Below are 21894 nucleotides of genomic sequence, written 5' to 3'. Positions count from 1 at the left end.
ATGACCCAAGCCATTCGTTACGAAAAAGGCCAGGACGGTATCGTCGTGCTGACCCTCGACATGCCCGGCCAGAGCGCCAACACCATGAACAGCGTGTACCGCGAGGCCATGGCGGCCACGATCGAACGCCTGGAGGCGGAAAAAGACGGCCTTGCCGGGGTGGTCATCACCTCGGCCAAGAAGACATTTTTTGCGGGTGGCGACCTGAATGAACTGATCAAGGTCGACACGGCTCACGCCACGGCATTTTACGACAGCGTGTTGGTGTTGAAGGCACAACTGCGGCGCCTGGAAACCCTCGGCAAGCCCGTGGTGGCCGCCATCAATGGCGCGGCGCTGGGAGGCGGCTGGGAGATTTGCCTGGCCTGCCATTACCGTGTCGCGCTGGACGACAAATCAGTGCAGCTTGGCCTGCCGGAAGTCACCCTGGGCCTGCTGCCGGGTGGCGGTGGGGTGGTGCGCATGGTGCGTTCGCTGGGGCTGGAAAAGGCCTTGCCGTATTTGCTCGAAGGCAAGAAAGTGCGGCCGCAACAGGCACTGCAAGCCGGTCTGGTCAATGAGCTGGCGGCGGACCGCGAAGCGTTGCTGGCCAAGTCACGCGCCTGGATCCTGGCCAATCCGGACGCCAAACAGCCGTGGGACAACAAAGCCTACCAGATCCCCGGCGGTACGCCGTCGAGCCCGAAAGTTGCCCAGATGCTGGCGATCGCGCCATCGATTTTGCGCAGTAAAACCCAGGGCTGTTTCCCCGCCCCGGAGAAAATCCTCTGCGCTGCCGTCGAAGGCGCCCAAGTGGACTTCGACACCGCACACCTGATCGAAACCCGTTATTTCACCGAGTTGGTGACCGGGCAGGTGGCGAAAAACATGATCGGCACTTTCTGGTTCCAGCTCAACGAGATCAACGCCGGCCGTTCACGGCCGCAAGGGTTTGCACCCTATGTCACACGTAAAGTCGGCGTGCTGGGTGCGGGGATGATGGGGGCGGGGATCGCTTACGTCAGCGCCAGCGCAGGCATCGACGTGGTACTCAAGGACGTCAACCTGGCCGCCGCCGAGAAGGGCAAGGCACATTCGGTGGCGTTGCTGGACAAGAAGGTCAGCCGTGGTCAGTTGACGGCGCAACAGCGTGAAGCCACCTTGGCGCGTATTCATCCTACGGCCTCCGATGCAGACTTGGCGGGTTGCGACCTGATCATCGAGGCGGTGTTCGAAGACCGCGAACTCAAGGCCAAGGTCTCGGCTGCTGCGCAAAGCGTGGTCGGCGCCGAGGCCGTGATCGCCTCCAACACGTCCACCTTGCCGATCAGCGGTTTGGCCACGGCGGTGCCGGATCAGGCCAAGTTCATCGGCCTGCACTTCTTCAGCCCGGTGGACAAGATGCCCTTGGTGGAAATCATCAAGGGTACCCACACCAGCGACGAAACCCTGGCGCGAGGGTTCGATTTCGTACTGCAAATCAAGAAAACTCCGATCGTGGTCAACGACAGTCGTGGCTTCTTCACCTCGCGGGTGTTCGGCACCTTCACCAATGAAGGCATCGCCATGCTCGGCGAAGGCGTGGCCGCGCCGATGATCGAGACCGAAGCCCGCAAGGCCGGCATGCCGGTGGGGCCGTTGGCGGTGTCGGATGAAGTCTCCCTCAGCCTGATGAGCCATATCCGACAGCAGACGTCCAAGGATCTGCAGGCAGAAGGCAAGGCCGTGCCGACACACCCGGCGACGGCAGTGATCGATCTGTTGGTCAACGAATACAAGCGCGTAGGCAAGGCGGCGGGGGGCGGTTTCTATGAATACCCCAGCGGTGGGCAAAAGTACCTGTGGCCAGAGTTGAAAAGCCGCTTTGAACGGCCCGACCAACGCATCTCGCCACAGGATGTGCGCGACCGCCTGCTGTTTATCCAGGCCATCGAGACCGTGCGCTGTGTGGAGGAGGGGGTGTTGATGTCCACGGCAGACGCGAACGTGGGGTCTATTTTCGGCATCGGTTTCGCGGCCTGGAGCGGCGGCGCTCTGCAGTTCATCAACCAATATGGGTTGAACGACTTTGTCGCCCGCGCTCGTTACCTGGCCGAGCAATATGGCGAACGGTTCGCACCGCCGACATTGTTGTTAGATAAAGCGGCACGCGGTGAAGTGTTCCGGTGATCGAGCGGGGGCTTGCCTTGAAGGGGTATTTCAAGGCAGGCTCTGGGGTGTGCAATATTCCCATCACCGTGTCAGGTATTTTTTATGTCGCTACGCGTCTGTATCCTGGAAACCGATATCCTGCGTCCAGGCTTGATCGATCAATACCAAGGGTACGGGCAGATGTTCAAGCGCCTGTTCTCCAAGCAGCCGATCCCCGCCGAGTTTGTCGTCTATAACGTGGTGAACGGTGAATACCCGTCCGACGACGAAGTGTTCGACGCGTACCTGGTGACCGGCAGCAAGGCCGATTCCTTCGGCACTGACCCGTGGATCCAGACCCTCAAGACCTATCTGCTCGAACGTTACGAGCGCGGCGACAAGCTGCTCGGTATCTGCTTCGGTCACCAATTGCTGGCGCTGCTGTTGGGCGGCAAGGCTGAACGCGCGAGCCAGGGTTGGGGCATTGGCATCCACGACTACAAGCTCGATGCCAAGGCGCCGTGGATGAGCCCGGAAGTGGAAGAGCTGACGCTATTGATCAGCCATCAGGACCAGGTCACCACACTGCCGGAAAATGCCACGGTCATTGCGTCGAGCGCTTTTTGCCCGTTCGCGGCGTATCACATCGGCGATCAGGTGCTGTGCTTCCAGGGCCACCCGGAATTTATCCACGACTATTCCCGCGAGTTGCTGGAGATTCTTCAGACAACCTTGGGCGAAAAGGTCTACACCAACGGCGTCGCCAGCCTGGAGCGTGACCACCACGGTGCAACCGTGGCGGAATGGATGATGCGCTTTGTGGCGCATAAACCCGAGGCTCAGGTTTAAAGCCAGCCCGAACGCTTGAAACTCGCCCACAAGCCGGTGCAACCGGTCGCAATCAACCCGAGCACCGCAAAATAGCCATAGTGCCATTGCAGCTCGGGCATGTTCTGGAAGTTCATCCCATAAATCCCCGCCACCGCGGTGGGGAACGCCAGGATCGCCGCCCACGCGGCGAACTTGCGCTGCACCACGCTCTGGCGTGAAGCCTCGAGTAACACGCCGATTTCGATGGTCTGGCTGGCAATATCGCGCAGGGTGGTGAGGTCTTCCATCTGCCGCGTCACGTGGATCTGCACATCGCGGAAATACGGGCGCATGTTCTTGTCGATAAACGGGAAGTTGAGTTTCTGCAGCTCCTGGCTGATCTCCACCATCGGCGCCACATAGCGCTTGAGTCGCAGCACATCGCGGCGCAGGCCATGGATCTTCTGGATGTCGCGTTCACTCAGCGAACTGCACAGCACATTGCGCTCCAGCTCATCGATCTCGGCATGGATCGCTTCGCTCACCGGTTGGTAGTTTTCGGTGACGAAATCCAGCAGCGCATAGAGTACGAAATCTTCCCCATGCTCCAGCAACAGCGGCCGCGCCTCACAGCGCTGGCGCACAAAGCCGTAGGACGCGGAATGACCGTTGCGTGCGGTGATGATGTAGCCGTTGCCGGCAAAGATATGGGTCTCGATAAACTCCAGCTTGCCGTTCTCGCGCACCGGTGAATAGGTGACGATAAACAGCGCGTCGCCAAAGGTTTCCAGCTTGGGGCGGCTGTGTTTTTCCAGGGCGTCTTCGATGGCCAGTTCATGCAGGTTGAACTGACGTTGCAGGTTGGCCAGTTCCTGCGCGTCGGGTTCTTCCAGGCCGATCCACACAAAGTGGCCGGGTTTGGCGGCCCAGGCCGCGCCTTCATCAAGGGTGATATCAGTGACTTTCTTACCGGCGCTGTAGACGGCGGCCGCAACAACTCTACCCATGGTGCTGATCACTTCTTATTGGGAGGACACGTGTTGGGCAGCTTAGCCTGAATGGCGTTCCGTCGTAGCCGTCGTTTCTGCAAGCTTTTGTAGTGAGCGAGCTTGCTCGCGCTGGGGTGCGAAGCGCCCCCTGGCAGTCTTCAACCAGCCCGCACTTCGCGATCCATCGCCTCAATACACGCCGCCATCTGCGCATGGCAAGCCTGCATCAACGCCGGGATGTCATCCGAAGTCAGGCCAATTGTAGGAATTGGCGGCAACGAACGTATGATCACATCACCACTGTTCCAGCGATTGAGTTGCATGTGCGTGACGTAATTGCTGACGCACACCTGCACGATGGGCACCCCGGCCGCAATCGCCATATGGAACGCGCCCTTCTTGAACGGCAGCAAACCTTTGCCCAGGTTGCGCGTGCCTTCCGGAAACACCCAGATCGACGTGTCTTCGTGCTGCAAGGTACGGGTGGTGGTGAGCATCGCGCGGCGTGCCTTGTGCGCATTGCCCCGGTCGATCAGCACATTGCCCGCCAGCCAGAACAACTGGCCGAACAGCGGCACCCATTTCAGGCTTTTCTTGGCGATACACACCGTGCGGTGGGGCACCACGTTGCCGAACACAAACAGATCGTAGTTGGACTGATGGTTGGCGATGATCACGCAGGTGCCAGGCTTGTTGCGCAGCGAGTCCACATCGGCCTTTACCTTCAGCCGCAGGATCCACATGGCCGGCAGCGCGTAGAGGCGAGCACACAAGCGGCTGTTGTCCGGGTTGAACGGCCGGCACAAGCCGACCAGCACACCCAGCACGCCAGCGAGCATAAAGTGCAGGCCCATCAACAACATACGCAACAGAAAAAACATCGACACGGTCCATCGGGACAAAAGGTGGCGCAGTGTACGGTTGTGCACTGTATTCGGCAATTACCCCGGTAGAGGTAGGAGATAGGCGATGTTTAAGAGCATGTTTCAACATCTGCTGACACGGGCACGCTAGAGGGGCTGAAGGTGTTGCGAAAGTGTGTGTAAGAAAAAGCCCGACTCTAGGCCGGGCTTTGACGTATCAGGCGTAGGGCTTAACTCAGAATATGCCCCTGGTCCTGAATAATGGCGTCATCCAAGGCTTCCAACAGTTCTTTACGCACCTTCAACTTGGTGTGTTTGTGGGCGTTCATATTGAGCTTCTTCAACTGACGCGCGGCTTCCAGCGCGGCGGCATGCAACTCCTCCGGTGCCACCACCTTGTCGAGGAAGCCCGCTTGCAACGCGCCCTGCGGGTCAAACATCTCGGCATTGATCACCGAGCGGTGGAAGGCTGACTTACGCAGACGATCCCGCGCCAACTCGATACCGGCGTGGTGCATGGTCATGCCGATCGCCACCTCGTTCAGGCCAATGCTGAACGGGCCTTCCACCCCAATCCGATAATCCGCCGACAGCAGCAAAAAGGCGCCCTTGGCCACCGCATGCCCAGGGCACGCCACAATCACCGGGAACGGGTGCGACAACAAACGACGCGCCAACGTCGAACCCGACGTCACCAGGCCGATCGCCTCTTTAGGGCCGGCGGTCATCACCTTCAAATCATAACCACCCGACAGAATTCCCGGCGTGCCGGTGATCACCACCACCGCCCGGTCCTTCTCGGCCTGGTCCAGCGCTTCATTAAACGCACTGACCACCGCCGGAGAAATGGCATTCACCTTGCCGTTGCTCAAGGTCAGGGTCGCGATACCGTCTTCGAGGTGGTAGGCAATCAACTCACTCATGACGCGGTTCCTTGTAGGACTTGTTATAGAAGTATGCAGCAGACGTTACCCACCACGCCCGCCCCGGTAAAGCGCTGTGACTGACTGGCCAGTCAGGGTTTTCCCCTGCGCAGGGCGCCCAAATGCCGGGGGCAGGGCGCAATCGCCGTCCCAGACACACACCGCCCATGCCTGAGAATGGCACAATCACCGCCCCTTGCCGGGCATTGAGCGGCACAACCTGCTAACCGCATGAATATTCTGAAAAAAACCTTTGCCATCAGAAAGGCTTTCGACTACATTAGCGCGCCTCGACAGACTGAACTGGTTTGACGAGATACGGTGAAGTGTCCGAGTGGCTTAAGGAGCACGCCTGGAAAGTGTGTATACAAGAAATTGTATCGAGAGTTCGAATCTCTCCTTCACCGCCACATTCTTGAAAAAATCCCGCGAGTTAACCACTCTGCGGGATTTTTTTTGCCCGCGATTTCGCAGCGTACCCCCGTCCGTCCCCCCGTTCGTGACAGGACTCGAGTCATCAAAAGTAGCTGAAAATAGCGTGCTGCCTCACCTGGCATGACGCTGCGAGCGAACCGTTGCGCCTTCGATCACGTCTGTGCGAATGGCCGATGGTTGCCCGGTGTTGTTGCGTGCATAGCTGCATAACGTGATCGGCAGCTCTGCCATTTCGAGGAAAATGCCGTCCAGGGACAGGGTGTAGCGTTCGTCGTCAATATCGCCGCAGGGGGTGCTGATCGCCGAGTTCACGCTGTAGTAGTAATGCCGGCTGAAACTGCTGTGCTGGTTTTCCCAGGTGATGTGGTAGCGGTGTTTGAGCTGCGGTGCCGGGGCTGGGTTGGTCAGGAATACCGAATGGGTGAATACATTGCGCAGCAGCGCTACGGTCAGCGGTTGCTCGGCCTTTTGCACGCCGAGTATGCACAGCACATGCGACCCCAGCACTGGGCCGATGGGCAGGTTGATGTAGGCCTCGTCAGAGGCGACAGCGATCTGGTAGCCATGCGTGCGTGCGCAATCGCTGATGTCATTCACGGCCTTGAATCGGTAGAACGGTTCCTGGATCGAGAACCTCAGGTTCCACGTCGGACGGATAACTTGGTCGGCGGCGTCACGTTGTAAATGCACATAGGGTTTCAGGTTCCACGGCTCGTCCAGCGTGATTTCAACGGCCTTGAGCTGGCAGTTCAGGGTGTCGTTACGGAAAACACCGTCTACAAAGCAGTAGTACAAGTCGTTGGCGGGATAGCTGTAGTTGAATTTCGCGGCTTCGCACGCCGAGTTGTTCTGGCAGCTGTTGAGAATGTCCCTCTGAATGGCAGACGCGACCTTGCTGATGATGCTGGTGATTTCATTGGTGTTCCGGTCCAGCATTGGGCTGCCGGAGCTGCCTGGGCGCAGACCATTGCAGCGGTTGCGCAAGGCGCTGGGGAACACGCCGGGATGTTCGGCAAAATTGTTGATGGTCGACTCCACGCAGGCACTCATGCGTAGTCCCTTTTTCAGAAAACCGGTCGGCGCTCCCACGTTGATCACTTCTCGATCTGTCGCCTGACGCTGAGATGCCAGCTTGAGTGGCATGATTGCGTTGGTCACCAGCACGGCCAGTGACGTATCCAGTTCGAGCACGGCCAAATCGGTACCCGCCATGCTGCTCCAGTGTGCTGTCTTGACGGCGTAGGTGACATGCCGTTCGGGCGTGTCATGAAAGTAATTGAAGGTGACATCGGCGGTGATCGCCTGACGCAGGCGCGCTGTACCGTAGCTGAAGAACACGCAGTGCCCGCTGGTCAGCACATAAGCCGGGCCGACGGCCTTGCCCCGGTGATCACGAGTGTCGAGCAGAACGGCATTGCAGGTCTGGCCTAAGGCGTTTTTCAGTGAGCCGATGCCGGTCCATTGCGGGTAACGGTGGTCTTTATTTTCAAGCGCCGCGGAAGGTGACTGTTCGGTAAGTCCCTCGGCCAGGTCTCTGGCGTGGCTGGGCCAGACAGTGCTGAGCAACAGGAAATACAGGAAAATGCGAGCGGTGCGAGTAAGTGACATGAGGAGCCTCGGTAAGGAAGTCATTGATTGGCTGAAACTATCCAATCAGGCCAAGGCAGGAGACATACATGGCTATTGATTAACGCGCTCGAGCTCTCGGTCAGCACGTGTAGGGTTTGGCGCTTGAGCCATACGAACGCCTCTCTGACCAGTAGTCCTAGGCAATTGTAGTGGTCCAATGAAACCGGACACCCATTTAGGCGAGAATGCTCGCCAGATAGACGAGTCTGGTCCCTGGCGGGATCGGCATCGAGTTAATCTAATACCTCGCCAGCACGATTTTCAGCAGCGGAAACGGATTTGGCGGACATTCAACGGCGCAGGCTTCTAGGTCAGCTTGCCGCAATCAGCCACTGAAGGACATCCCTCACCAGAAGTGTCTCGTGATAGTTCGATCTCACAATGTAACCCCGGTGAGGCCGGTCTACTGAAGGCCCGAGAGCGATCAATTTGCCCGCCTTGATCTGCTCTTCGATCAGCCCAGCCCAGCCCAAGGCGATACCTTGACCCTCCTGCGCAGCGGTCAGCAGCAACGGATAGTTATTGAAGCAAAAAACTGGCGCTTCCTCTGGCGGAGTGATCTTCGCGTGCAGGCACCAGTGATGCCAATCCAGCCATCGGGAGTCATCGCTGTCCTTATGAAGCAGCGGTAGATCCTCGATACTGCTTATTTTCGTACCTTCCATTAGCCCCAGTTTTTCAGCCAGGTCTGGACTGCATACTGGGAATACCGTCTCGGGGATCAGTAGCTTTTCAAATCGGAAGTCACCGTCGAGGGATCCAAACTGAATGGCGATATCGGCATCTTGAAGCATTGGATCATCGTCAAGGTTTACTGGGCGAATCTTGAATTGGATCTGGGGGAACTGGCCCTGGAGCGCAGGCAATTTTGGCATAAGCCAGAAATAGCAGAATCCAAAATTCGCAGCGATCGAGAGGGTAGGTTTCTGCTTGTTGAAATGGCGACGCATGCGCTTGACCGCGGCCTTAATTTCACTCACCGGGGATGCTAGGCCTGAATAAATCTGCTGACCCTCATAGGTGGGTCGCAACAGCTTACCGTTACGTTCGAAGAGTACACACCCAAGCGACTCCTCCAAGGTGCGAATCCGCTGAGAAATCGCCGGTTGAGTAGTGCCCAATTCAACAGCTGCGGCCGTCATCGAACCCAAGCGGATTGTGGCCTCAAAGGCGACCAAAGATTTAAGTGGCGGGAGGTCCTGTTCGCTCGGCTCCATAACGTTTATGCATACCTCTAATAAGGGGATTGCGGGTGTTTATCCCCTGAGCACGTAAGGATACTGAGACCACCTATTTGGAGGTTCTCATGGTACAGGTCACTTTTGAAATCAAGCAACAACCGGCATCCGTGATCGCACAGTTGCCAGGGGAAACCATTGTGCTAGCGCCTCTGTGGTTGCGGGAGCGCTGCCAGGACGCTGTCAGTCTTGATGTCACTACTCAGCAAAGACTGTTTAACCCGCATAACCTTCCTGACGGCATCACTCTGGTTGAAGCAGAAGCCAAAGGCGTAGATCAGGCATGGCTGTCATTCAGTGATGGTTATGCGGGGCTGTATGACCTCACGGAGTTTCGTGCCGACTTCGATCCGTTGGATGGCCTGCCAACGCCCATCAGTTGGAAGAGCAACATTGACACCCAACTCATCTACATCGACTTCAACCGACTGACCGACTTCGATTATCGATTGGAGGCATTCAGCAAGTTTTTGACCTATGGGGTTGTCGTTATCCAGAACGTGCCTACCGAAGCCGAGTCAGTTCTGGATGTAGGCAGAATCTTTGGCCAGGTGCGCGAAACCAATTTCGGCAAGTACTTCGAGGTGTACTCCCGGCCGAACTCCAATGACCTGGCTTATCGCTCAATTCACCTCGATCCTCATACCGATAACCCTTATCGCGATCCGATGCCTGGCATCCAGCTTTTGCACTGCCTGATCAACGAAACATCGGGGGGGCTCTCTACACTCGTTGACAGTCTCGCGGTCGCAGAGCAGCTTAAATTGGAAGATCCCGAAGGCTTCGAACTGCTGGCCAACGTGCCTGTGCGTTACCGCCACGTCGATAACGACGTTGAGCTGATTGAGCGGCGGCCAATCATCATGACCGACGCGCTGGGCCGAATGACAGGTGTCAGCTATAGCCCACGCCTCGACTATCTACCGTTGCTGAATGAACACGACATGGCCGTATTCCACCGTGCACGTCGTCGCATGGGCGAGCTCTTTGTGGATCCGGCATTTGAGCGACGTTTCAAGCTGGAGAAGGGCGAGCTGCAAATGTTCAATAACACACGTGTCCTCCATGGCCGGACGAGCTTTGATACCAATGAAGGTCGCCGTCATCTGCAAGGTTGCTACATGGATATGGATGGCCCCAAAGGCATCTACAAAGCCATGAAAAGAAGCTTGAAAGCTCAATAAGATTCGAAAGCCTGAGGACTGATGATGGAAACCGTAGCTTTTACCCAGATGAAAGACGGCACCAAAGCCGAATATGAAATGCTGACCCAGCTGGAAACTGATTTCGCAAAGGAGCTTCCTGACCGGCTCCTCAAATGCCTGCGGGATCTGGAACACTCTCTAAGCGGTTATAAGGTGAGCAGGCTCGCTCATTCGCTTCAGACCGCATGTAGAGCTGAGGACGCTGGTGCAGATGAGGAAATGGTGGTTGCAGCGCTGATCCATGACCTAGGCGACGAGCTCGCCCCCTACAACCACTCCCAGTATGCAGCATCCATCCTTCGCCCTTATGTTCGTCCAGAGGTGACCTGGGTCATCAATTATCACGGCCTTTTCCAGAACTACTACTACGTTCACTTCTTCGGCGGTGATCGGAATGAGCGGGATCTGTACAAGGATCACCCTTACTACGAGAGCTGTGTGCGCTTCTGTGAGGAATGGGACCAATCGTCCTTTGACCCCGATTACCCGACTCGCCCTTTGGAGCACTTCGAGCCTATGCTCCGGAGGATTTTCACTCGGCCAGCATTCGATCAAAAGTACGTTGGTGACCAGACTATGGGCCGCAGCGCGCTCGACCAACCTGTGGCCTAGGCATTTTACTTACGGTTCAAATTTGCGTAATAGCGGCAGCGTGCTGCCGCTATTAAGTGCATATCCAGGTGGACCCCCTCCCTACTGATCCATAAGAAAACCGCATGCTCCTCATAATAGAAACGCGGTTATGCCGTACTGGCGATTGGCCGATAATCGAAGCGGGAAAGGCGCAATTCATAAGCGTCAGCCACGTGCAAATTTGAGTCTGCCATCCAGATACGTCAAACAGAGTTAGTACAACTCTAGAGGGGAGTCGGATGAACAAGTTTTACAAAACCGTGATCGCATTAACCTTGGCATCTCAAAGCGTGTTGGTTATAGCTCAAGAACCCAGCAGTTGCCAAGTCATCAAGACGGCGAACGTGGGATGGCTCGATGGTATATCGACAAACGCATTGACTCAGGTGGTTGCCGAAGGCCTGGGCTATAAATTTGACGACAGCATGCTTTCACTTCCAATCGTTCTGAAGTCTCTTAGCGATGGCAAGCTGGATACGTTCATTAACTACTGGTCGCCATCTCAGGATCCTCTGATTACCCCCCTAAAGGACGCTTTGTCCGTTCTCCCGGCCCCTAACCTCACAGGTGCAAAATACACACTCGCAGTTCCAAAATTTCTGGCCGATGAGGGGTTGAAGGATTTCAAGGACATCGAGAAATTTAAAGTTCAGCTCGGAGGCCGCATTTACGGCATCCAGCCTGGTAGCGGCGGAAACACGTTGGTGCAGAAGATCATCAAGGACAACTCGTATGGTTTGAAGGATTTCAAACTGGTCGAGTCTGGTGAAGCAGGCATGATCCAAGAGGTAGGTCGCTCGATTCAACGCAAGAAGCCCATTGTGTTCCTGGCGTGGGCGCCTCACCCAATGAACGTGAACATGGACATCGTGTATCTAACGGGTGGTGATGATTCCTTCGGTCCCGATTTCGGCGCAGCAACGGTCAAAACCATCACATCCAAAGGCTATGCCGAGCGCTGCGGTAACGTTGGCAAGTTGTACAGCAATCTGAAATTCACGGTCGACATGGAGAGCAGCATCATGAACGCCCTCGACAAAAAGGAGCCCGCTTTGAGTGCAGCAAAAAAATGGCTGGCCGCTCATCCTGAGACTCTGGATAGCTGGCTGGCTGGTGTGACTACCGTCGACGGTAAAGACGCGAAAGCAGCAGTATTAGCAAACATCTCCAAGTAAAGAAAAGCCGCTTCAGTGAAGCGGCTTTTTTTATCGAAAATCCGCAGTTGGAGGCTCGCTGAGGGAGCCATATGTATCCAGTTGCCAATACGGGCGACTCTCTGTCGCCCTCAATGCCTATGCCGATGATGCACATCCGGAAAATGCGCATGGCTATGCCTCATCGCGCTATGCACATGCACATGACTATGCGGCTCCGCCGGATCCCATTCAAAGTGATGCTCATGCTGATGGTGTTCATCATGCACATGTCGGTGCCCGTGCTCCGTCGCCTCATGCAGATGTTCATGGGCATGCCGCTCCGTCAGGTGCAGCCAAACCCCCACGGCCATCAGCGCCGACGCAATCCAGAACGCGACGGTCACCGACTCCCCGAACGCCAGCAGGGCTACTACGGCGCCCAGGAACGGCGCCGTGGAGAAGTAGGCACCGGTGCGCGCACTGCCCAGCCCACGCAGCGCCAGCACAAACATGACCAGGCTGATGCCATACCCCAGAAACCCCACCAACAAGATAGGCGCCAACTGCGCCACAGCCGGTATCTGCGCGCCTAGATAAAGCGCCAGGCTGCAATTCACCACCCCGGCAATCAGCCCTTTGGCCCCTGCGATAAACAACGCGTCCGACGCTGAAACCTTGCGCGTCAGGTTGTTATCAATCCCCCAGCACAAGCATGCCACGGCCACTGCAAACGGGCCGGTCCAGTCGTGGGTGGCGCCGCCGCCGTCGGACCATGACAACACTAAACCGCCCATGACTATCGCGATCATCCCGAGGATTAGGCGGCGGTCTGCGTTTTCTCTAAACACCACCCAGGCGATAACGGCGGTCAACACCGATTCAAGGTTAAGCATCAGCGAGGCGGTTGCGCCGGCGGTGAGGGTCAGGCCGAACATCAAGGCCACGGGCCCGAGGATGCCGCCAAAGGTGATGGCGCCGATCAGCCAGGGCCATTCGGATGGGGTCAGACCGGTGGGTTTCCAGCCGCGATCGCGGATAAGGCGCACGCCGGCGAGACCGATGCCGCTGCCCAGATAGAGCAGGCCGGCGAGCAGTACGGGCGAGAGACCCAGCCCGAAACTTTTGGCGAGCGGGATGCTGGCGCCGAACAGGGCGGCGGCCGCGAGGGCATACAGAATGCTAAGGTTCATGGGCCGTCCTCGAGTGTTCAGCCCATGATACGTCGCTTGCTCAGGTTAAATCCCGTGGGATTTACTGCGCGGTTTTCAGCTTGATCACATCACCCGAAATCTTGGCGGTATAGCCACTCCAATACCCGCAATCCCAGAATGGAAAGTAATGGCAAAGGGCTCATAAACGCTGGTGGTGAATTCCAGGACTTGCTAAGGTCGCCGCCTTTCCAATACGCCATTCAGAGGGATCTAAATGCACCCGGTACTTCGCAAGACATTCGGCGGGCTTTCTGCCCAGTACTACATTCGCAATTTTCTGTTCGGGCTGATTTTCCCCGTACTGATCTACACCGCGCTGACCCATTCGAAAACCGGTGTGTTCACACTCGGCGCGTTGGCCTATTGCGTCGTCAACAGCGTGCTCTACCCCTACGCGCGTTTCGTTTACGAAAGCATCATGGATTACATTTTTGGCAACAACGTGTTCTTCGTGAACGCGATTCTGATGCTGACCGTCAAGGTGTTCACCATGGCGATCTGCTGGACCATGGCGGTTTTCATTGCGCCTATTGGGCTGGCTTATCTGTACTTCCACCACAGCCGTGCGGTGGATCAGGCCTGATTCGATGCCACACCCTGCATAGACTGTGGCGAGGGGGCTTGCTCCCTCGCCACGGGTACATCGGTTGCCCGTAACTGATGGGGTCAGATATGCAGCCAGGCCAAACTACCCAACACCACCGCCACACCCGCCGCCGCATACGACATCCGCTTCAACCATTCCCGCCGGGTCAACAACGTAATCGCCGCCAATGAAATTGCGATCTGGATCGCCGTCATCGCCTGGGCCCAGCGATGATGCTGGTGCAACGCCTGCTCCGACTTCTCATCCCATTCCTTCGACGTGGCTTCAAGTTTTTCGGCCTGCTTGCGCACGTCTTCCTTCTGGCTCTTGTAACGCTCGATCTCATCCTTGTAATGCGCCGCGTCCACACCGGGAATATGGGTGGCCAGTTCCGCAAGATTCTGCCGGCTGGATTTGGCCTGGTAGTAATTCCACTGGTTGGCGGCTTCGGTCTTGATGATGGCGGCGTTGTTTTTGTCCATCGCCGCCTCGCTTTCGGTAGAGCCGGCCTGGTAGCTGAGCATCGCGCCGAGGGTGGCCATCAGGGCGGTCATCACGGCGATGCGGCTGGCGAAATTGTCGCCACGGCCGTGTGCATGTTCGGTGGTGTGTTCGATGTGTTTTTCGTGGGGGCTGGGGACTTCGAAGGCTTCGGACATGGGGGCGTCTGTGAAGGGACTGAGGGACTCTGATTCTTCACCAGTGAAGCTGTCTCAAGCCTGTCCGTAACGCCGGATCAACCGCCCATACACCAGAATGTTGATCGCCAGCACCAATGCGCCCAAGCCCAACTGGATCTGCGGGGTCAGCCCTGCGGGGTAGATCAGGGTCAGGAGGTAGTGCTCGATAAACCCGCCGCCATAGCCGTCTTGCCCGGCAAGATGGCGAAACAGGTTTTCCCATCGAGTGAGCGGGCAGGGCAGGTGGAACACTTCAACGGCAATCCCCCAGGCCACAGCGGGCAGGTGCAGCCAGACGACAGGCCGCCACTTGAGGGCAAGCAGGCCTCCAAACAGCACAAACAGGATGAACGTGAGGTGAAACAGCACCAGGCTGTCGGCAGCTAGACGGTAGAGCATTACGCACACTTCAAAAGGGGAGGTCCATAGTCTAAAGGGTTGCTTGCGTGCAAGCGTGGCCGTTATTGTGCTGAATCCTTTTAGTCTCCCCCCAAGGTTCTGTTGCGATGAATGCACCGCGTACCGCAGTCGGTCCGATCAAGGCCGTGATTTTCGATATGGACGGGTTGTTGCTGGATACCGAAGGCATCTACACCGAAGTCACGCAGATCATCGCCGAACGCTACGGCCGTACCTATGACTGGGGTATCAAGCAGCACATCATCGGGCGCGGCGCCCAGGACCTGGCGGACTACGTCGTGAAGGCGCTGGATCTGCCGATTACACCGGCCGAGTTCCTGGAGATCCGTGAACCACTGATGAGCGAGCGCTTCCCCAAGGCCTTGGGCATGCCCGGCGCCGAAGCATTGGTGCGGCACTTGAAGGCGCACAATATTCCGATCGCCGTGGGTACCAGTTCGTCGCGCAATTCGTTTGGCCACAAGACCACGTTGCACCGTGAATGGTTTGGACTGTTCGGGACCATCGTCACCGCCGACGACCCGGAAGTCGGTGCTGCCAAACCTGCGCCGGACATCTTCCTCACCGCCGCCCGCCGCCTGGGCGTTGCACCCGAGGATTGCCTGGTGTTCGAAGACTCCCCGTTTGGGGTCACCGCCGCGAAAGCAGCCCACATGACCGCCATCGCCGTGCCGGATGAGGCCATGGCCGACAGCAAGTACCAGCACGCTGACCAGATCATCCGCAAGCTCGCGGATTTTGATTTGGCGGCTTACGGCCTGCCACCTTTCCCCTGAATAAAACACGCTCAAAAAGGTGGGAGGGGGCAAGCCCCCTCCCACCTTTGATTTTGCAGTGTTGCGGAAAGCCTAGGCGCTGAAGCCACCATCAATGGTCAGGCTTGCACCGGTGATGTAACCGGCTTCCGGCCCAGCCAGGTAAGCCACGAAGCTGGCAATCTCTTCCACGTGTCCATACCGACCCACGGCCATCAACCCGATCAGGCTCTCGGCAAAATCACTGTTCGCCGGGTTCATGTCGGTATCCACCGGCCCAGGCTGCACGTTATTGATGGTGATTCCGCGAGGCCCCAAATCCCGCGCCAACCCCTTGGTCAACCCGACCAGCGCTGCCTTGCTCATCGCATACGGGCCGCCGCCGCCAAACGGCATGCGTTCGGCGTTGGTGCTGCCGATGTTGATCACGCGGCCACCTTCACCCATGTGCTTGGCCGCTTCCTGGGTCGCGATAAACACACTGCGTACGTTGATCGCCAAGGTCTGGTCAAAGTCTTCCAGCTTGAAATCTTCCAGCGGGGCGATGGCCAGCACCCCTGCGTTGTTGACCAAGATATCGATGCGTCCAAAGGCTTCAACGGTGGCGTTGACCGCATTGCGAATCGCGGCCGCATCAGCGCTGTCGGCCTGAATCGCCAAGGCTTTGCCGCCTTCGCTGATCACGCTGTTCTGCAATGCGTCGGCCTTGGCGGCGGAGCTCACATAGGTAAAGGCAACCGCTGCGCCTTGTGCTGCGAGGCGCTTGACGATGGCGGCACCGATGCCGCGCGAACCGCCTTGAATCAAGGCGACTTTGCCGCTGAGGTTCTGTGTGGTCATGTCGATCTCCTAACTGTTCAAGGCGGGATGCCTTGCTGATGGAGCCGAGTATCGACCTGGGCAGTGCCTACCGGTAGACCGTGATTGCTATAGTCTGTGTAAACCAAAAGTTGAGAGTGGGTGACATGGAAAGCTTTGGCAGTATCGAATGCTTCGTGCGCAGCGCCGAAGGTGGCAGCTTTGCCGAGGCCGCCCGGCACCTGAGTCTCACACCGGCAGCCGTCGGCAAAAGTGTCGCCAAGCTGGAAGCGCGCCTGGGTGTGCGCCTGTTCCAGCGCAGCACCCGACGACTGGCCCTTACCGAAGCCGGCAAACTGTTTCTCGACGAAGTCAGCGGCAGCCTTACCACCATCCAGAACGCCGTCGCCAACCTGGCCAGCGCCGAAGGGCGGCCGGTGGGTACGCTCAAGGTCAGCATGGGCACGGTGTTCGGTAATCGGTATGTGGTGCCACTGTTGGGGGCGTTCATGCAGCGCTTTCCGGATATCAGCCCGGACTGGCATTTCGATAACCGCCAGGTCGACCTGATCGGCCAGGGCTTTGACGCGGCCATTGGCGGTGGCTTCGAGCTGCCTCAGGGCGTGGTGGCGCGTAAGTTGACGCCGGCGCATCGGGTGTTGGTTGCCTCAAAGGACTACCTGGTGCAGCGCGCGCCGGTACTGACCCCCGAAGATCTGGCACGGTGCGCGGGTATTCTGATTCGCTCTCCCCAAACCGGCCGCATACGTTCCTGGCAATTGACCAGTATCGAGCGTGAACACCGGCCGCTGGTGCTCAAACCGAGCATGACCATGAGTGACTCCGAAGCCGCCTGCTGTGCCAGCGCCCAGGGTCTGGGCATCGCGTTGGTGAGCATGCCCATGGCGGTGCCGTTCCTCGACAGTGGCGCGGTGGTGCGGGTGTTGCCCGACTGGTACGTCGACGACGGCAACATCTCCATTTATTACGCCGAACACAAACTGCTGCCCGGCAAGACCCGGGCGTTTGTGGATTTCATCATCGAGCAGTTTGCCGAAGCGAAGCTGGGCCAAAGGTTCAGCGCGATCTAAATGTGGGAGGGAGCCAGCCCCTTCCCACAGTTGACCTTCAGCGACCGAACTTACCCGGCCAGCCAACCACTTTCTTTGCCCTTGGCGTCGCGTAAGTCCTGATCTTCGACGTCGACAACCCCAACCGCACCAACGATTCGGCAATGGTCACCGCTGCGGTTACACCGTCCACCACCGGGACGCCGGTGCGCTGGCGAATCTGCTCATCCAGCCCGGCCATGCCGCCGCAGCCCAGGCAGATCACCTCGGCCTTGTCTTCGCTGATGGCCAGTTCCGCCTGGCGCACGATGGCTTCCATCGCGGCCAGTGGGTCTTGTTCCAGCGCCAGCACGGCCATCCCACTGGCACGCACCGAGGCGCAGCGTTGGTACAGGCCGGCCAATCTCAAGCGGTCTTCGATCAGTGGCACGGTGCGGTCCAGGGTGGTCACCACCGAATAGGCGTGCCCCAGGAACATTGCCGTGCTGGCGGCCGCTTCGGTGATGTCGACCACCGGCACGTTCAACAACTCCTGCAGGCCTTCGCGGCCATGTTCACCGTAGCCGGCCTGGATCACCGCGTCGAACGGTTGGTCGTAAGCCATGACCCGGTCCATCACCGCAATGGCCGCCAGGTAGCTTTCAAAATTGCCCTCCACTGACTCCGCGCCGAAGTAAGGCGTGAGCCCGACAATCTCGGTGCCCGGCGCAGCCACCGCCCGTGCCTGCTGGGCGATGGTTTCAGTAATGGAGTCGGTGGTGTTGACGTTGACCACGAGGATGCGCATGGAAGGTCCTTATTAATGACTGACGTTATCGACTGCAATGCTTTCGCCGCTGACATCGGCGTAGAACGGCTGGCGCTTGGCAATCAGCAAGTACAGCAGCCCTGCAATACCGGCGCCAAACATCCAGGAAAACGGTGAGACGCTGGCGAAACCGGGCAGCAGGGCCAGGAGAATGGCGATCACGGCTGCGGGAATGAACGCCGCCACCGCCCGCAGATTGACGCCACGGCTGTAGTAATAAACGCCGTTCGGGTCTTCGCTATACAGCTGCGGTACGTCGACCTGGCTTTTACGGATCAGCCAGTAATCGACCATGATCACCCCGTACAACGGCCCCAGCAGTGCGCCCAGGCCGGAGAGGAAATACACGATCACCAGCGGGCTGTTATAGAGATTCCACGGCAGGATCAGCACCGCCACGGTGGCGCTGATCAGCCCGGCACGCCGGAAGTTCAGGTACTTGGGCGCCAGGTTGCTCAGCACGAAGGCCGGCGCGACGAAGTTGGCCATGATGTTCACTGCCACGGTGACAATCAGGAAGGCCAGGCAGCCCAGCACAAGGAAGAACGTATTGGGGATGGCGGCGATGATTTCGGTGGGGCTTTCGATCACCCGGCCATTGAGTTGGAATTGGCCACCGCACAGCAACACGGTAATTGCGGCGAACACCAGGATATTCACCGGCAGGCCCCAGAAATTGCCGACTTTGATGGTCTTGCGGCACGGGGAGGAGCGCGCGAAGTCGCAGAAGTTGAGGATCAACGTGCCGTAGATCGCCAGCCACAGCGCGCCACCGGCGAAGATATTGCGCCACATCTCACCACCGGTCAGCTGCTCGCGGACCGACCAGGCAATATGGCCGCCGGCCTGGAAGTACATCCAGCCGGCCAGCGCGGCCACGGTCAGCAGGATCACCGGCCCGGCGAAGCCTTCATAGCGGCGCACCATTTCCATGCCGTAGGCCAGGATCACCAATTGAACAAACCAGATCGCCACAAAACACACCCAGCCCAGGGTTGATAAGCCCAGGATCGAGTTGTGGTCGTAATCGGCGAAGCCCGGGTGAATGGCGCTCAGCAACACGCGCAACACCACCGAAGCCAGGTAGGTCTGGATACCGAACCAGGCGATCGCAATCACTGCGCGGATCAGCGCCGGTATCTGCGCGCCATGGATGCCGAAGCTGATACGGCTGATCACCGGAAACGGCACGCCGGTCTTCTGCCCCATGTAGCCCGACAGGTTCATGAAGAAGTACACCAGCGCCGCCCCGATCCCCAGTGACAGCAAGATCTGCCAGCCGCCCAGGCCCAACGCATACAAGCCGATGGCGAACGAGTAGTTGGCGATGTTGTGCACATCATTGGTCCACAGCGCGAAGATGCTGTAACGCCCCCATCGCCGGCCTTCGACCTTGGTCGGCGCCAGGTCCTTGTTGTGCAGGCGCGGGCTCAGTACCAACGGACCGGGAACCATGGCTTCGGGGTTCAGGGAAGAGGAGGGCAGATCCAGTGCGATAGTGTTTGAGAGGCTTGTACGCATTCCGGCAGGCTCCAGCACATCGGCAGCCGGGCCGCGGATGGCAAAGTGTATGTAGGTTTTGTATTTATTGTATACAAAGCGCATTTCACCTTAAGCCACATGCGTGCCAGTTTTCGATCTATGAAAACTGCGGGTCATTTCGTTTTTGCAGTCAGTGAAAATAACTTACTGAATTGAAAGCGATATAAATTGACCGCTTGAACAGCTATTTATTTTTCTATCGAAAAGGAACATTGATGAGCGCAAAAAATGCGTGGGGGAAGGTGTTACATAACGGTGCGGGTTTAGGTGGATTGCACACATAAATGGCACCGATGGTTACATCTGTGTGTACATCTTTGGTGGCAAACACAAACAAGATGTGGGAGGGGGCAAGCCCCCTCCCACATTTTCTTGCCGCGCCAGTGCTTACGCCTTGCTGATGATATTCCCCGCGTGCAGCCCGCATTCCTTCTGCGTGGCTTCCTCCCACCACCAGCGGCCTTCACGCTCATGCTGGTTCGGCAACACCGGACGGGTGCAGGGCTCACAGCCGATGCTGATAAAACCGCGCTCATGCAGGCTGTTGTACGGCAACTCCAACATGCGGATGTAACCCCAGACTTCCTCACTGGTCATCTGCGCCAGTGGGTTGAATTTGTACAGGGTACGTTCCGGCGTGGAGAAGGCCGTGTCGATTTCAAGCGCTGCCACCTGGCTGCGGGTGCCGGGGCTCTGGTCGCGACGCTGGCCGGTGGCCCAGGCATTCACGCCTGCGAGTTTACGGCGCAGCGGCTCGATCTTGCGCACGCCGCAGCATTCGCCATGGCCGTCCTTGTAGAAGCTGAACAGGCCTTTCTCTTTGACAAAGGGTTCCAGCTTGCTCTGGTCCGGCGAAATCAGCTCGATGTCGATCTTGTAGAAGTCGCGCACCTGCTCGATAAACCGGTAGGTTTCCGGGTGCAGGCGGCCGGTGTCGAGGCTGAACACCTTGACGTTCTTGTTCAGCTTCCAGGCCATGTCGACCAGCACCACGTCCTCGGCGCCGCTGAAGGAAATCCACAGGTCATCACCGAACTGGCTGAACGCCAGTTTGAGAATGTCCTGGGCGGATTTGTTGGCGTAAGTCGCGGCGAGTTCAGCGACGTCGAAGGTTTGGTTCATCAGGACGGTTCCTACAGGTCAGTGGCGCTGAGCGCTCTATAGGGAAGCGATGGTATCAAAATACGCTCTGCGTTGCGGCGACGAGCTTGAATCGCTAGAGTTCGGCAGTCCTTTTGCTCGCTCAATCAACAACATCAAAATGGAGTGTCTTGTGGAAATTGCCTGTCTCGACCTGGAAGGGGTGCTGGTTCCGGAAATCTGGATCGCCTTCGCCGAAAAAACCGGTATTGAATCCCTGCGGGCTACTACCCGGGACATTCCCGACTACGACGTATTGATGAAGCAACGCCTGCGCATCCTCGATGAACACGGCCTCAAGCTCGCCGACATCCAGGAAGTGATCGCCACCCTCAAGCCGCTGGACGGCGCCATCGAGTTCGTCAACTGGCTGCGCGAGCGCTTCCAGGTGGTGATCCTGTCAGACACCTTCTACGAATTCTCCCAGCCGCTGATGCGCCAGCTGGGCTTCCCGACCTTGCTCTGCCACCGTCTCATCACCGACGAAAATGACCGCGTGGTGAGCTACCAGTTGCGCCAGAAAGACCCCAAGCGTCAATCGGTACTGGCCTTCAAGACGCTGTACTACCGCGTGATCGCCGCCGGCGACTCCTACAACGACACCACCATGCTGGGCGAAGCCGATCGGGGGATCCTGTTCCATGCACCGGAGAATGTGATTCGTGAATTCCCGCAGTTTCCGGCGGTGCATACGTTTGAGGCGTTGAAGAAAGAATTTATCAAGGCGTCGAACCGGCCGTTGAGCTTGTAGGTTATTCGGCGTTGCTGATGGCCTCTTCGCGAGCAAGCCCGCTTGTGTCTTGAACCAGACTTAAACTGAAGGTGAGAGCGGTGAGTGACAAGCTGAATGCCCGAAGTGCTTAAAGCACGTGTGGGAGCCCATGCTGTCACTCACCTCTCCACTCTGGTCATTG

Annotated in this window: 21 protein-coding genes and 1 tRNA gene; 10 read left to right on the top strand and 12 right to left on the bottom strand. The window is 57.9% G+C overall.

The window, feature by feature from the left end; all coding sequences use genetic code 11:
- Both K7431_RS20580 and K7431_RS20575 read left to right on the top strand, forming a co-directional pair.
- A complete protein-coding gene (locus K7431_RS20580) occupies nucleotides 1-2148 on the top strand; it encodes a 3-hydroxyacyl-CoA dehydrogenase NAD-binding domain-containing protein (protein ID WP_015885389.1) in 2148 nt (715 codons plus the stop codon).
- An 84-nt stretch (nucleotides 2149-2232) separates the two neighbouring features.
- The gene (locus tag K7431_RS20575) at nucleotides 2233-2958 is read left to right on the top strand and encodes an amidotransferase (RefSeq protein ID WP_015885388.1); all 726 of its coding nucleotides are present in this window, start codon (nucleotides 2233-2235) and stop codon (nucleotides 2956-2958) included.
- On the opposite strand, the gene K7431_RS20570 is transcribed toward K7431_RS20575, so the two are convergent.
- The 3 genes from K7431_RS20570 to K7431_RS20560 form a co-directional block, all read right to left on the bottom strand.
- Complete coding sequence (locus K7431_RS20570; RefSeq protein WP_015885387.1) at nucleotides 2955-3926, bottom strand: magnesium and cobalt transport protein CorA; 972 nt, start codon at nucleotides 3924-3926, stop codon at nucleotides 2955-2957. The two genes, K7431_RS20575 and K7431_RS20570, sit on opposite strands and share 4 nt — an antisense overlap.
- Nucleotides 3927-4066: 140 nt before the next feature.
- Nucleotides 4067-4789 carry a 1-acylglycerol-3-phosphate O-acyltransferase gene (locus K7431_RS20565; protein WP_015885386.1) on the bottom strand — a complete coding sequence of 241 codons (723 nt, stop codon included), beginning with the start codon at nucleotides 4787-4789 and terminating at the stop codon, nucleotides 4067-4069.
- 212 nt (nucleotides 4790-5001) lie between these two features.
- Nucleotides 5002-5694, bottom strand: a complete 693-nt coding sequence (locus tag K7431_RS20560) for a crotonase/enoyl-CoA hydratase family protein (protein ID WP_015885385.1) — start codon at nucleotides 5692-5694, stop codon at nucleotides 5002-5004.
- A gap of 320 nt (nucleotides 5695-6014) precedes the next feature.
- Here K7431_RS20560 and K7431_RS20555 point away from each other — a divergent pair.
- Nucleotides 6015-6104 (top strand) — tRNA-Ser (locus K7431_RS20555).
- A 136-nt stretch (nucleotides 6105-6240) separates the two neighbouring features.
- On the opposite strand, the gene K7431_RS20550 is transcribed toward K7431_RS20555, so the two are convergent.
- A complete protein-coding gene (locus K7431_RS20550) occupies nucleotides 6241-7737 on the bottom strand; it encodes a trypsin-like serine peptidase (protein ID WP_052308688.1) in 1497 nt (498 codons plus the stop codon).
- 332 nt (nucleotides 7738-8069) lie between these two features.
- Nucleotides 8070-8975: a LysR substrate-binding domain-containing protein gene (locus tag K7431_RS20545; protein WP_015885383.1), complete on the bottom strand. Its 906-nt coding sequence runs from the start codon at nucleotides 8973-8975 to the stop codon at nucleotides 8070-8072.
- 89 nt (nucleotides 8976-9064) lie between these two features.
- On the opposite strand from K7431_RS20545, the gene K7431_RS20540 reads away from it, so the two are divergent.
- The 3 genes from K7431_RS20540 (at nucleotide 9065) to choX (ending at nucleotide 12009) form a co-directional block, all read left to right on the top strand.
- Nucleotides 9065-10180 (top strand): TauD/TfdA family dioxygenase, encoded by a 1116-nt coding sequence (locus tag K7431_RS20540; RefSeq protein ID WP_043205756.1) that lies wholly within the window; start codon nucleotides 9065-9067, stop codon nucleotides 10178-10180.
- 24 nt (nucleotides 10181-10204) lie between these two features.
- Nucleotides 10205-10813 (top strand): HD domain-containing protein, encoded by a 609-nt coding sequence (locus K7431_RS20535; protein WP_043206319.1) that lies wholly within the window; start codon nucleotides 10205-10207, stop codon nucleotides 10811-10813.
- 260 nt (nucleotides 10814-11073) lie between these two features.
- Nucleotides 11074-12009 (top strand): choline ABC transporter substrate-binding protein, encoded by a 936-nt coding sequence (gene choX / locus K7431_RS20530; RefSeq protein ID WP_015885380.1) that lies wholly within the window; start codon nucleotides 11074-11076, stop codon nucleotides 12007-12009.
- 110 nt (nucleotides 12010-12119) lie between these two features.
- Here the strand turns inward: choX and K7431_RS20525 are convergent, their stop codons facing one another.
- On the bottom strand, nucleotides 12120-13160 hold the full coding sequence (locus K7431_RS20525) for a DMT family transporter (RefSeq protein WP_015885379.1): 1041 nt from the start codon (nucleotides 13158-13160) through the stop codon (nucleotides 12120-12122).
- Between the two features lie 235 nt (nucleotides 13161-13395).
- Between K7431_RS20525 and K7431_RS20520 the strand changes: the two genes are divergently transcribed.
- On the top strand, nucleotides 13396-13764 hold the full coding sequence (locus tag K7431_RS20520; RefSeq protein ID WP_015885378.1) for a hypothetical protein: 369 nt from the start codon (nucleotides 13396-13398) through the stop codon (nucleotides 13762-13764).
- Between the two features lie 83 nt (nucleotides 13765-13847).
- On the opposite strand, the gene K7431_RS20515 is transcribed toward K7431_RS20520, so the two are convergent.
- On the bottom strand, nucleotides 13848-14426 hold the full coding sequence (locus K7431_RS20515) for a DUF4337 domain-containing protein (protein WP_015885377.1): 579 nt from the start codon (nucleotides 14424-14426) through the stop codon (nucleotides 13848-13850).
- A gap of 54 nt (nucleotides 14427-14480) precedes the next feature.
- Nucleotides 14481-14846: a DUF2784 domain-containing protein gene (locus K7431_RS20510; protein WP_043205755.1), complete on the bottom strand. Its 366-nt coding sequence runs from the start codon at nucleotides 14844-14846 to the stop codon at nucleotides 14481-14483.
- A gap of 107 nt (nucleotides 14847-14953) precedes the next feature.
- Here K7431_RS20510 and K7431_RS20505 point away from each other — a divergent pair, with 107 nt between their 5' ends.
- A complete protein-coding gene (locus K7431_RS20505) occupies nucleotides 14954-15643 on the top strand; it encodes an HAD-IA family hydrolase (RefSeq protein ID WP_015885375.1) in 690 nt (229 codons plus the stop codon).
- 72 nt (nucleotides 15644-15715) lie between these two features.
- Here K7431_RS20505 and K7431_RS20500 read toward each other — a convergent pair whose 3' ends face one another.
- Entirely contained in the window at nucleotides 15716-16462 is a 747-nt protein-coding gene (locus tag K7431_RS20500; RefSeq protein WP_015885374.1) for a 3-oxoacyl-ACP reductase family protein, read from the bottom strand.
- A 125-nt stretch (nucleotides 16463-16587) separates the two neighbouring features.
- On the opposite strand from K7431_RS20500, the gene K7431_RS20495 reads away from it, so the two are divergent.
- Complete coding sequence (locus tag K7431_RS20495) at nucleotides 16588-17511, top strand: LysR family transcriptional regulator (protein ID WP_015885373.1); 924 nt, start codon at nucleotides 16588-16590, stop codon at nucleotides 17509-17511.
- 37 nt (nucleotides 17512-17548) lie between these two features.
- On the opposite strand, the gene K7431_RS20490 is transcribed toward K7431_RS20495, so the two are convergent.
- From K7431_RS20490 to K7431_RS20480, 3 genes are all read right to left on the bottom strand, one after another.
- Complete coding sequence (locus K7431_RS20490) at nucleotides 17549-18277, bottom strand: aspartate/glutamate racemase family protein (RefSeq protein ID WP_015885372.1); 729 nt, start codon at nucleotides 18275-18277, stop codon at nucleotides 17549-17551.
- A 12-nt stretch (nucleotides 18278-18289) separates the two neighbouring features.
- On the bottom strand, nucleotides 18290-19819 hold the full coding sequence (locus K7431_RS20485; protein ID WP_015885371.1) for an NCS1 family nucleobase:cation symporter-1: 1530 nt from the start codon (nucleotides 19817-19819) through the stop codon (nucleotides 18290-18292).
- A 408-nt stretch (nucleotides 19820-20227) separates the two neighbouring features.
- Nucleotides 20228-20962 carry a phosphoadenylyl-sulfate reductase gene (locus K7431_RS20480; RefSeq protein WP_015885370.1) on the bottom strand — a complete coding sequence of 245 codons (735 nt, stop codon included), beginning with the start codon at nucleotides 20960-20962 and terminating at the stop codon, nucleotides 20228-20230.
- 151 nt (nucleotides 20963-21113) lie between these two features.
- Between K7431_RS20480 and thrH the strand changes: the two genes are divergently transcribed.
- Complete coding sequence (gene thrH, locus K7431_RS20475) at nucleotides 21114-21731, top strand: bifunctional phosphoserine phosphatase/homoserine phosphotransferase ThrH (protein WP_015885369.1); 618 nt, start codon at nucleotides 21114-21116, stop codon at nucleotides 21729-21731.
- Nucleotides 21732-21894 lie beyond the last annotated feature (163 nt).

The organism is Pseudomonas fluorescens group sp. (assembly GCF_020093335.1).
Lineage (GTDB): Bacteria > Pseudomonadota > Gammaproteobacteria > Pseudomonadales > Pseudomonadaceae > Aquipseudomonas > Aquipseudomonas petroselini.
This window is presented reverse-complemented; position numbering and strand designations above follow the sequence as displayed.

Excerpts from the sequence above, each read along its gene's own strand:
- K7431_RS20580 (WP_015885389.1), top strand. The coding sequence starts at position 1 with ATGACCCAAGCCATTCGTTACGAAAAAGGCCAGGACGGTATCGTCGTG.
- K7431_RS20575 (WP_015885388.1), top strand. The coding sequence starts at position 2,233 with ATGTCGCTACGCGTCTGTATCCTGGAAACCGATATCCTGCGTCCAGGC.
- K7431_RS20570 (WP_015885387.1), bottom strand. The coding sequence starts at position 3,926 with ATGGGTAGAGTTGTTGCGGCCGCCGTCTACAGCGCCGGTAAGAAAGTC.
- K7431_RS20565 (WP_015885386.1), bottom strand. The coding sequence starts at position 4,789 with ATGTTTTTTCTGTTGCGTATGTTGTTGATGGGCCTGCACTTTATGCTC.
- K7431_RS20560 (WP_015885385.1), bottom strand. The coding sequence starts at position 5,694 with ATGAGTGAGTTGATTGCCTACCACCTCGAAGACGGTATCGCGACCCTG.
- K7431_RS20550 (WP_052308688.1), bottom strand. The coding sequence starts at position 7,737 with ATGTCACTTACTCGCACCGCTCGCATTTTCCTGTATTTCCTGTTGCTC.
- K7431_RS20545 (WP_015885383.1), bottom strand. The coding sequence starts at position 8,975 with ATGGAGCCGAGCGAACAGGACCTCCCGCCACTTAAATCTTTGGTCGCC.
- K7431_RS20540 (WP_043205756.1), top strand. The coding sequence starts at position 9,065 with ATGGTACAGGTCACTTTTGAAATCAAGCAACAACCGGCATCCGTGATC.
- K7431_RS20535 (WP_043206319.1), top strand. The coding sequence starts at position 10,205 with ATGGAAACCGTAGCTTTTACCCAGATGAAAGACGGCACCAAAGCCGAA.
- choX (WP_015885380.1), top strand. The coding sequence starts at position 11,074 with ATGAACAAGTTTTACAAAACCGTGATCGCATTAACCTTGGCATCTCAA.
- K7431_RS20525 (WP_015885379.1), bottom strand. The coding sequence starts at position 13,160 with ATGAACCTTAGCATTCTGTATGCCCTCGCGGCCGCCGCCCTGTTCGGC.
- K7431_RS20520 (WP_015885378.1), top strand. The coding sequence starts at position 13,396 with ATGCACCCGGTACTTCGCAAGACATTCGGCGGGCTTTCTGCCCAGTAC.
- K7431_RS20515 (WP_015885377.1), bottom strand. The coding sequence starts at position 14,426 with ATGTCCGAAGCCTTCGAAGTCCCCAGCCCCCACGAAAAACACATCGAA.
- K7431_RS20510 (WP_043205755.1), bottom strand. The coding sequence starts at position 14,846 with ATGCTCTACCGTCTAGCTGCCGACAGCCTGGTGCTGTTTCACCTCACG.
- K7431_RS20505 (WP_015885375.1), top strand. The coding sequence starts at position 14,954 with ATGAATGCACCGCGTACCGCAGTCGGTCCGATCAAGGCCGTGATTTTC.
- K7431_RS20500 (WP_015885374.1), bottom strand. The coding sequence starts at position 16,462 with ATGACCACACAGAACCTCAGCGGCAAAGTCGCCTTGATTCAAGGCGGT.
- K7431_RS20495 (WP_015885373.1), top strand. The coding sequence starts at position 16,588 with ATGGAAAGCTTTGGCAGTATCGAATGCTTCGTGCGCAGCGCCGAAGGT.
- K7431_RS20490 (WP_015885372.1), bottom strand. The coding sequence starts at position 18,277 with ATGCGCATCCTCGTGGTCAACGTCAACACCACCGACTCCATTACTGAA.
- K7431_RS20485 (WP_015885371.1), bottom strand. The coding sequence starts at position 19,819 with ATGCGTACAAGCCTCTCAAACACTATCGCACTGGATCTGCCCTCCTCT.
- K7431_RS20480 (WP_015885370.1), bottom strand. The coding sequence starts at position 20,962 with ATGAACCAAACCTTCGACGTCGCTGAACTCGCCGCGACTTACGCCAAC.